Below are 9054 nucleotides of genomic sequence, written 5' to 3'. Positions count from 1 at the left end.
TCCGGAAGTACGGACTCGACCGTCACAACTCCCGACTCGACCGTCAGAAGTCCCGAATCAACGGAGGGAGGCGCCTTCGACCACGCCGAGCGGCTCGGCGGCGATGTCGGAGCGGCGCTGCATGCCGGGGAACGAGACCAGCTCGGCGGCGGCGTACGCCGTGCGGCGGGCCGCGGCGACGTCGGACCCGACCGCGCGGACGGCCAGCACCCGGCCGCCGGCGGTGACGAGCTCCCCGTCGCGGATCGCCGTGCCCGCGTGGATGACGTCCACGCCGTCGCGCTGCTCGGCCAGGTCGACGCCGGTGATCACGTCGCCCTTCGAGGAGGACTCGGGGTAGCCGGCCGAGGCGAGCACCACCGTCACGGCTGCCTCGTCGCGGAACACCGGTGCGGGCACGTCTCCCAGCCGCCCGTCCGCCGCGGCGGACAGCATCGCCCCCAGCGGCGAGTCGAGCACGGCCAGCACCGGCTGGATGTCGGGGTCGCCGAACCGCACGTTGAACTCGATGACCCGCGGCCCGGTGGGCGTCAGCGCGAGCCCGACGTACAGGCAGCCGACGAAGGGCGTGCCGCGTCGGGCCATCTCCGCGAGCGTCGGCCGGACGACGGTCTCGAGCACGACGTCGGCCAGGTCGGGCTGCGCCCAGGCCAGCGGCGTGTAGGAGCCCATGCCGCCGGTGTTGGGGCCGCGGCCGCCGTCGAAGATCCGCTTGAAGTCCTGGGCGGGCTGCAGCGCGTAGGCCGTGGTGCCGTCACAGATCGCGAACAGCGAGACCTCCGGACCGTCGAGGAACTCCTCGACGACCACCCGCGCACAGCCGGCCGCGTGGGCCAGCGCCTCCTCGCGGTCGCGGGTGACCACGACGCCCTTGCCCGCGGCGAGCGCGTCGTCCTTGACGACGTACGGCGCACCGAACGCGTCGAGAGCGGCGGCGACCTCCTCGGGCGTGGTGCAGGTGCGCGAGCCCGCGGTCGGCACGCCGGCCGCGTTCATCACGCCCTTGGCGAAGTCCTTCGAGCCCTCCAGCTGCGCGGCGGCCCGCGACGGCCCGAAGACCGCGATGCCCCGGGCGCACACGGCGTCCGCGACCCCGGCGACGAGCGGCGCCTCGGGGCCGACGACCACGAGGTCGGCGCCGATCTCAGCGGCCAGGTCGGCGACCGACTCCCCCGACATCGGGTCGACGTCGTGGAGGGTGGCGATCGCCGCGATGCCGGGGTTGCCCGGCGCGGCGTGCACCTCGGTGACCGACGGGTCCTGCGCGAGCGCGAGGGCGAGCGCGTGCTCGCGGCCGCCGGTGCCGATGACGAGTGCCTTCACCATCTCGAGCACGCCCTCAGATCAGGTCGTGGATCGCGACCGTGGCGTCGCGGGAGGGGCCGACGCCGACGGCGGAGATCCGCGCCCCGGACATCTCCTCGACCGCCTTGATGTAGGCCTGGGCGTTCGGCGGCAGGTCGGCGAGCGTCCGGGCGCCGGAGATGTCCTCCCACCAGCCGGGGAGGTACTCGTAGATGGGGACCGCGTGGTGGAAGTCGCTCTGGTTGACCGGCATCTCGTCGTGCCGCACGCCGCCGACGTCGTAGGCCACGCACACCGGCACCTGCTCGAGCCCGGTGAGCACGTCGAGCTTGGTGAGCACGAAGTCGGTGACGCCGTTGACGCGGGCGGCGTAGCGCGCGATGACCGCGTCGTACCACCCACACCGCCGCGGGCGGCCGGTCGTCGTGCCGTACTCGGCGCCGACCTTGCGCAGGTGCTCGCCCGCGTCGTCGTGCAGCTCGGTCGGGAACGGGCCCTCGCCCACGCGCGTCGTGTAGGCCTTGACGATCCCGATGACCTGCTCGAGCCGGCGCGGCGGGATGCCGGAGCCCGTGCACGCGCCGCCCGCGGTGGCCGAGGACGACGTCACGAACGGATAGGTGCCGTGGTCGACGTCGAGCAGCGTGGCCTGGCCGGCCTCGAGCAGCACGGTCTCGCCACGGTCGAGGGCCTCGTTGAGCAGCAGGCCGGTGTCGCACACCATCGGCCGCAGGCGGTCGGCGAACGCGAGCAGCTCCTCGACCGTCGCCTCCACGGTGGCGGCGCGACGGTTGTAGATCTTGGTGAGGATCTGGTTCTTGAGCTCGAGGACGCTCTCGACCTTCTGGGTGAGGATCTTCTCGTCGAAGAGGTCCTGGACGCGGATGCCGATGCGGTTCATCTTGTCGGCGTACGTCGGGCCGATGCCGCGCCCGGTGGTGCCGATGCGCCGGGAGCCGAGGAAGCGCTCGGTGACCTTGTCCAGCGTGCGGTTGTAGTCGGCGATCACGTGCGCGTTGGCGCTGATCCGCAGCCGGCTCACGTCGACGCCGCGGGCCTCGAGCGCCTCGAGCTCCTCGAACAGGACGGCGAGGTCGACGACGACGCCGTTGCCGATGACGGGGGTGCAGCCCGGGGTGAGGATGCCGCTGGGCAGCAGGTGCAGCGCGTACTTCTCGGTGCTGCCGTCGGGCTGGGTGATGACGACGGTGTGGCCGGCGTTGTTGCCGCCGTTGAACTTCACGACGTAGTCGACGCTGGTGCCGAGCAGGTCGGTCGCCTTGCCCTTCCCCTCGTCACCCCACTGGGCACCGATGATGGCGATCGCGGGCATCTGCGCGCTCACTTCCACAGGAAAACGAAACAGCTCCGGCACAAGCGCACCGGAGCTCTTGCGGCCACACGCTACCAAAGGTGGGCTCCCGCCTCGACGGCTCGGGCTTCGCCGCTCGGATAGTGTCCGCGACGTGGACCCCCTCCTCGTGATCACCAACAGTGAGGCCGGCACCTCCGACGAGGAGTCGCTGGCGGCCGCGCTCGCCGTGCTCCGGGAGCGGGCCTCGGTCGAGGTGGCGACGACCGCCAACCCCGGCGAGCTCGACGGCGTGCTGCACCGGGCCGGGTCGCGCCGGATCGTCGTCGCGGGCGGGGACGGCAGCCTGCACGCGGTGGTCTCGGCGCTGCACCGGCGCCAGGAGCTGAAGAGCGCGGTTCTCGGGCTGCTGCCGCTGGGCACCGGCAACGACTTCGCCCGGGGCACCGGCATCCCGCTCGACATCGAGGACGCCGCCCGCGTGGTGCTCCGCGACCGGCCCCGGTCGATGGACCTGGTCGTCGACGAGGTCGGCGAGATCGTCGTCAACAGCGTGCACGTGGGCGCGGGCGCCGAGGCCAGCCGCAAGGGCGCGGCGTGGAAGGAGCGGCTGGGGTCCATCGGCGTCGGCCGGCTCAACCTCGGCAAGCTCGGCTACCCGATCGGCGCGGCGCTGACCGCGATCGACCCGCCGAGCGTGCGGCTGCGGGTCGAGGTCGACGGCGAGGTGGTCTGCGACCTGGACGACCCGGTGCTGATGGTCGCGATCGGCAACGGCCCGTCGGTCGGCGGCGGCACCCACCTGACCCCCGAGGCCAGCCCGACCGACGGCAAGGTGGACGTGATGATCTCGCGGGCGACCGGACCGGTCTCCCGGCTGCTGTACGGCGCCCGCCTCGGCCTGGGCACCCACCACCGCCGGCCGGACAGCACCTACCTGCGCGGCGCCGTCGTCTCGGTCGCCGGCGGCCCGTTCTGGTGCAGCGCGGACGGTGAGATCGACGGCCCCGAGCGGCACCGCACCTGGCGGGTCGAGCCGGGGGCGTACTCCATGCTGCTGCCCTGACCGCCTGTGCCCACTGTCTTGGCCACGCACCTGACAGAAATGCTCCCCGCCGCGCCGGGGGACGACAGTTTTGTCAGGTGCGTGGGGGAACGGTGACCACCGGCCGCCGCCTACGGTGGGGTCATGTACCTGGAGAACGTCGTGTTCGACGCCGTCGACCCGCAGCGGGTCGGGCGGTTCTGGGAGGCCGCGGTCGACGGGGAGCGCCTCACCGACGAGGAGGCCGGCTTCGAGACCCGCCTGGCCGTCGAGGGCGGGCCGGTGCTCGACCTGTGCTTCCAGCCCGTCGCCGAGCCCACGGTCGGGGCGCACCGGCTGCACCTCGACCTCGCGGGCGGCGGCGAGCAGGCCGACGTCGTCGACCGGCTGCTCGGGCTGGGTGCCCGGCACCTCGACGTCGGCCAGGGCGACGTGCCGTGGGTGGTGCTCGCCGACCCCGCCGGCAACCCGCTGTTCGTCATGGAGGAGCGAGCGGCGTACGCCGACACCGGCCCACTCGCGGCGCTGCCGCTGCAGTCCGCCGACCCGGGCCGGGACGCGGAGTTCTGGGCGTGGCTGACCGGCTGGACGCCGGTGGCCGGGGTCGCGCCCCGATCGCTGCGCCACCCGTCGCAGCGCGGACCCTTGCTGGAGCTCTGCTCGGAGAGCTCCCCGAAGGGCTCGGCGAAGAACCCGATCCACCTCGACGTGCGGCTCGAGGCCGGCGAGGACGCCGACGAGGTCGCGGCCGCCATCGCCCAGCACGGCGGGCGGGAGCTGCACTTCGACTGGGGCGAGCTGCCCTGGCGGCACTTCGCCGACCCGTCGGGCAACGAGTTCTGCGTGCTCCGGGCCTACCGGTGAGCGCAGGCTGAGAAGCGGGGAGCCGGTCAGAGCCAGCCGCGGCGTACCGCTTCCACGCCGGCCTGGAAGCGGGAGTCCACGCCGAGCTCGGTCATCAGCCCCGCGACCCGGCGCCGCACCGTGCGCAGGCTCAGGCCGAGCGCGCGGGCGATCTGCTCGTCGCGGGCACCGGCGGCCAGCTGCTCGAGCAGCAGCCGCCGCAGGTCGGCGTCGTGCTCGTCCCGGTCGCTGCGGCCGTGCTCGGCGACGGGCGAGGCGCGCTCCCACATCAGCTCGAAGAGCAGCGCGAGCGCCTCGACGATCCCCTGCTGCCGGATCAGGGTGCGGGGCTCGTCGAAGAACCCCAGCGGCTCGGGAAGCACGGCGTGGGTCGTGCCGATGACGAACATCCGGGTCGGCACCTCCGGGAGCACCCGGATCTCCTCCCCGGCCTCCGCGCGGGCGCGCACCACCTCGGGGGCCTCCCGCAGCACCCGCACGGGATAGATCGCGCGCGAGCGCCGGCCCGAGGCGACCAGGTCCCGCACCACCTCGAGCATCGCGGTCTCGCGGTGCACCCGCCACTGGTCGGGTCGCAGCCACGCCAGGTCGCCCACGCTGTGCCGCACGAGCGTCGCGATCAGCGGACCGGGCGTGCCGCCGGAGCTGATCTCCCCGTCGATCGGGCGTACGCCGTGCACCTCGCCCTCGGCCGGCCGGACCGTGCCGGCGACCAGCAGGGGCACGGCCCGCGCCAGCGCCGTGAGCTCGGCGTGCGCCTGCGAGGCCACCTCGCTGATCTCGACGATCAGCCGGGCCAGCGCGCGGGCCGGCGGCTCCGCGTGCACGCGGTCCTCGTCGATCCGGACGATGCCGCGGTCGATCAGCGGGGCCAGGTCGGCGAGCAGCTCCTCGGGGCTGCGCAGCGCGGCCGCGGCCACGAACGGCAACCGCTGACCGGTGTGGCGCATGACGTGCTCGTAGGTGCGCTCCACGGCCGGGCTGAAGCCGAGGGCCGCGAGCACCGTGGTCGATTCGTTCCGGGGCACCCTCGGCATCCTAGGTGGCAACTTCGTGCCACAGGCCACTTCGCTCGGGTTGTCACCTAGCGGTCAATGTCATGATCCGGGCGGCACGCCCTCCGACCGCGCACCGATCTCGGGGCGTGGTCGTGCCGGGACGACCCGCATCGGGGGATCGGTCGTCCCGGTGGCGTGCCCCTCAGCGCACCCCTCAGCGCACCCCTCAGCGTGCCCCTCAGCCGGCCGTCAGCGGTCGGCCTCGGGCTTGAGCAGCGGGAACAGGATCGTCTCGCGGATGCCGACGCCGGTGAGCAGCATCACGAGCCGGTCGACCCCGATGCCGGTGCCGCCCATCGGCGGCGCGCCGTACTCCAGCGCCCGCAGGAAGTCCTCGTCGAGCTGCATCGCCTCGGCGTCGCCGCCGGCCGCGAGCAGCGACTGCTCGGTGAGCCGCTCGCGCTGGATCACCGGGTCCACCAGCTCGGAGTAGCTCGGTGCGAGCTCCATGCCGCCGATGATCAGGTCCCAGGCCTCGACCAGGCCGGGCTTGGAGCGGTGCGGCCGGGCCAGCGGGCGCACCGACTCGGGGTAGTCGCACACGAACGTCGGCTGCACCAGCGTGTGCTCGACGAGCTGCTCGTAGAGCTCGAGGATGATCGCGCCGGCGCCCCAGTCGGGCTTGAGCGCGATCTCCCGGGCCTCGGCGAGGGTGCGCAGTGCGGCGGCGTTCTCCTCGGTCTCGTCGGTGGAGATCTGCTCGCCGAGCGCCTCGGAGACCGCGTCGGCGATCGGCAGCCAGCGCCACTCGCCCGAGAGGTCGACCTCGCGGCCGTGGTGGTCGACGATCGTGGTGCCGACGCCGGCCGCCTCGGCGGCGTTGAGCACGATCGCGCGGGTGCGCTCGGCGGCGGTGAACTGGTCGCCGTACGCCTCGTAGAACTCCAGCATCGTGAACTCGGGGCTGTGCGTAGAGTCGACGCCCTCGTTGCGGAAGATCCGGCCGAGCTCGTAGACCCGGTCGACGCCACCGACGACGGCCCGCTTGAGGAACAGCTCGAGCGCGATGCGCAGCGTCATGTCCTGGTCGAACGCGTTGAGGTGCGTGCCGAACGGGCGGGCCGCGGCGCCGCCGTGCATCGACTGGAGGATCGGGGTCTCGACCTCGAGGAAGCCGGCGTCGTCGAGCGTGGCGCGGATCGAGCGGAGTACGGCGGCGCGGGTGCGCACCATGTCGCGAGCCTCCTGGCGCACGATCAGATCGGCGTACCGCTGCCGGACCCGGGACTCCTCGGAGAGCTCCTTGTGCAGCACCGGCAGCGGCCGCAGCGCCTTGGAGGCCATCTGCCACGACGAGGCCATCACCGACAGCTCGCCGCGCTTGGAGGAGATCACCCGGCCCTCGACCGCGACGTGGTCGCCGAGGTCGACGGTGTGCTTCCAGTCCTCGAGCGCCTCCTCGCCGACCTCGGCCAGGCTGAGCATCACCTGGAGGCGGGTGCCGATGCCCTCCTGGAGGGTCGCGAAGCAGAGCTTGCCGGTGTTGCGGACGAACACGACGCGGCCGGTGATCGCGACGACGTCCTGGGTCTCCTCGCCGGCCTCGAGGTGGCCCCACGTCTCGCGCACCTGCGCGAGGGTGTGGGTGCGCGGCACTCCCACCGGGTAGGCCTCACGGCCCTCCTCGAGCAGCCGGGCCCGCTTGGCCCGGCGCACCCGCATCTGGTCGGGCAGGTCGTCCTCGGGCGTGGGGGGTACGGCGGTGTCGGTCACCGGGCAAGGCTACCGACGTCAGCCGGCCACCCACGCGGCCGGGAGCCCGAGCAGCGCGACGATCCCGGTGGCGCCGGCCGCCAGGAGGAGCACGGGAGCGCCGGTACGCCGCAGCGCGCCCGGGTCGAGGGCGCAGCCCAGCGCGAACATCGCGGTGGCGAGGGCGCCGGACTGCACGAGGGCCGCGACGTCCAGCAGGACGGCCGGCAGGGGCAGCACCGTGCGCGCCACCACGCACCCGAGGAAGGCGGCGACGAAGCCCGGCACCAGCGGCGGTCGCACGACGTCGGCCCGGCGCGAGCGCACGGACAGGATCGTCAGCACCGGCGCCAGGAGCAGCACCCGGGCCAGCTTGACCGCGACCGCGACCGGGACGGCCGCCGCGCCGAGGATCCCGCCCGCCACCACGACCTGGCCGACCTCGTGGATCGAGGCACCGGACCACGCTCCCGCGGCCACCTGGTCGAGTCCGGCGAGGCCGGCGAGCGCCGGGATCAGCAGCATCGCCACGCTGCCGAACACCACCACGAGCGAGACGACCGCGGCCGCGCCGTCCGGACCGGCGGCGCGCGGCCGGCGTACGCCGTCGACCGCCACGACCGCGGCGGCCCCGCAGATCGAGAACCCACACGCGATCAGCAGCGCGGTGTCGCCGGGGACGCCGAGCCGCCGCGCGAGCGCGAGGGTGAGCGTGATGCCGAGCCCGACGACGCCGGCGACCACGAGCAGCACCGGCCATCCGAGCGCGACGATCTGCGGCAGCGCGAGCTGCAGGCCGAGCAGGGCGACCCCGACCCGCAGCACCCGTCGGGAGGCGAGGCCCAGCCCGGGGCGCAGCCGCTGGTCGACCCGTCCGGATGCGGCGAGCGCGATGCCGAGCGCGATCGCGACGAGGGTCGGGCTCAGCGCCGCGACGACCGCGTGCGCGGCGAGCGCGACGGCCCCGGCGGCCGCGGCGACCGCCAGGCCGGGCCCGAGCTGACGTGTGCTGACCATGCCCCCAGCCTGGGGCGACCCCGGGTCCGGCGGTAGCCGCCGATGCACACCAGACTCATGCGCTGGCGATATGAGCCAGGCGCGGGCCATATCATCTGTGCATGTCCTCGCGACCGGACCTGAGCGCCCTCGACCTGCTGGTCCGGGTCGCGGAGACCGGATCGCTCGGCGCCGCGGCCCGCGCGGTCGGCATCGCCCAGCCCAACGCGTCGCGCTCGCTGAGCCGGCTCGAGCGGCAGCTGCGGGTCACGTTGCTGGTCCGCACCCCGAGCGGGTCGCGGATCACCCCTGAGGGCGAGGTCGTCGTCGCGTGGGCGCGCGAGGCGCTGACCGCGGTCGACCGGATCACGCTCGGCGCCCGCTCGCTCGCCGAGCAGCGCGCGGCGCACGTCGCGGTGGCCGCGAGCCTGACGATCGCGGAGTACCTCGCACCCCGCTGGCTGGCCCGGTTCCGCCGGGTCCACCCCGATCTGCGCCTGAGCCTCGAGGTCGCCAACTCCGTCGACGTGGTGGCGCGGGTCGAGCGCGGCGAGGTCGCCGTCGGCTTCGTCGAGTCGCCCCGGGTCCCGGCGTCGGTGTCGGCGACGACCGTCGCCCGCGACGCCCTGGTCGTGGTCGTGGACCCCGCGCACCCCTGGGCCCGCCGGCGTACGCCGCTCACGCCCGAGGAGCTGGTCGGCTCCGACCTGATCCTGCGCGAGGCCGGCTCCGGCACCCGCGAGACGCTGGTCCGGGCGCTGGCCCGAGCCGGGCTCGAGCTC

8 protein-coding genes are annotated in these 9054 nt (G+C 74.1%); 3 read left to right on the top strand and 5 right to left on the bottom strand.

Translation table 11 applies throughout. The features are described 5' to 3' along the window. Positions 1-57: 57 nt before the first annotated feature. Together purD and VGD85_RS18890 are read right to left on the bottom strand one after the other, a co-directional pair. Positions 58-1323, bottom strand: a complete 1266-nt coding sequence (gene purD / locus VGD85_RS18895) for a phosphoribosylamine--glycine ligase (RefSeq protein WP_331064973.1) — start codon at positions 1321-1323, stop codon at positions 58-60. A 16-nt stretch (positions 1324-1339) separates the two neighbouring features. Then, positions 1340-2638, bottom strand: coding sequence for an adenylosuccinate synthase (locus tag VGD85_RS18890; protein ID WP_331064972.1), 1299 nt, complete (start codon positions 2636-2638; stop codon positions 1340-1342). Between the two features lie 133 nt (positions 2639-2771). On the opposite strand from VGD85_RS18890, the gene VGD85_RS18885 reads away from it, so the two are divergent. After that, the gene (locus VGD85_RS18885) at positions 2772-3683 is read left to right on the top strand and encodes a diacylglycerol/lipid kinase family protein (RefSeq protein WP_331064970.1); all 912 of its coding nucleotides are present in this window, start codon (positions 2772-2774) and stop codon (positions 3681-3683) included. Positions 3684-3806: 123 nt separating this feature from the next. Beyond that, entirely contained in the window at positions 3807-4526 is a 720-nt protein-coding gene (locus tag VGD85_RS18880) for a VOC family protein (protein WP_331064969.1), read from the top strand. A gap of 26 nt (positions 4527-4552) precedes the next feature. Here the strand turns inward: VGD85_RS18880 and VGD85_RS18875 are convergent, their stop codons facing one another. The 3 genes from VGD85_RS18875 to VGD85_RS18865 form a co-directional block, all read right to left on the bottom strand. Beyond that, complete coding sequence (locus VGD85_RS18875) at positions 4553-5563, bottom strand: helix-turn-helix domain-containing protein (RefSeq protein WP_331064968.1); 1011 nt, start codon at positions 5561-5563, stop codon at positions 4553-4555. 210 nt (positions 5564-5773) lie between these two features. After that, a complete protein-coding gene (gene lysS / locus VGD85_RS18870; protein ID WP_331064971.1) occupies positions 5774-7246 on the bottom strand; it encodes a lysine--tRNA ligase in 1473 nt (490 codons plus the stop codon). Between the two features lie 69 nt (positions 7247-7315). Next, complete coding sequence (locus tag VGD85_RS18865) at positions 7316-8293, bottom strand: YeiH family protein (RefSeq protein WP_331064967.1); 978 nt, start codon at positions 8291-8293, stop codon at positions 7316-7318. A 101-nt stretch (positions 8294-8394) separates the two neighbouring features. On the opposite strand from VGD85_RS18865, the gene VGD85_RS18860 reads away from it, so the two are divergent. Continuing rightward, a partial coding sequence (locus VGD85_RS18860) for a LysR family transcriptional regulator (RefSeq protein ID WP_331064966.1) occupies positions 8395-9054 on the top strand: 660 nt, incomplete at its 3' end.

The sequence above is a fragment of the Nocardioides sp. genome (assembly GCF_036401255.1).
GTDB lineage: Bacteria > Actinomycetota > Actinomycetes > Propionibacteriales > Nocardioidaceae > Nocardioides.
The sequence above is the reverse complement of the archived record's forward strand: the minus strand, read 5'-3'. Positions and strand labels throughout refer to the sequence as shown.

Excerpts from the sequence above, each read along its gene's own strand:
- VGD85_RS18865 (WP_331064967.1), bottom strand. The coding sequence starts at position 8,293 with ATGGTCAGCACACGTCAGCTCGGGCCCGGCCTGGCGGTCGCCGCGGCC.
- VGD85_RS18890 (WP_331064972.1), bottom strand. The coding sequence starts at position 2,638 with ATGCCCGCGATCGCCATCATCGGTGCCCAGTGGGGTGACGAGGGGAAG.
- lysS (WP_331064971.1), bottom strand. The coding sequence starts at position 7,246 with ATGCGGGTGCGCCGGGCCAAGCGGGCCCGGCTGCTCGAGGAGGGCCGT.
- VGD85_RS18875 (WP_331064968.1), bottom strand. The coding sequence starts at position 5,563 with ATGCCGAGGGTGCCCCGGAACGAATCGACCACGGTGCTCGCGGCCCTC.
- VGD85_RS18880 (WP_331064969.1), top strand. The coding sequence starts at position 3,807 with ATGTACCTGGAGAACGTCGTGTTCGACGCCGTCGACCCGCAGCGGGTC.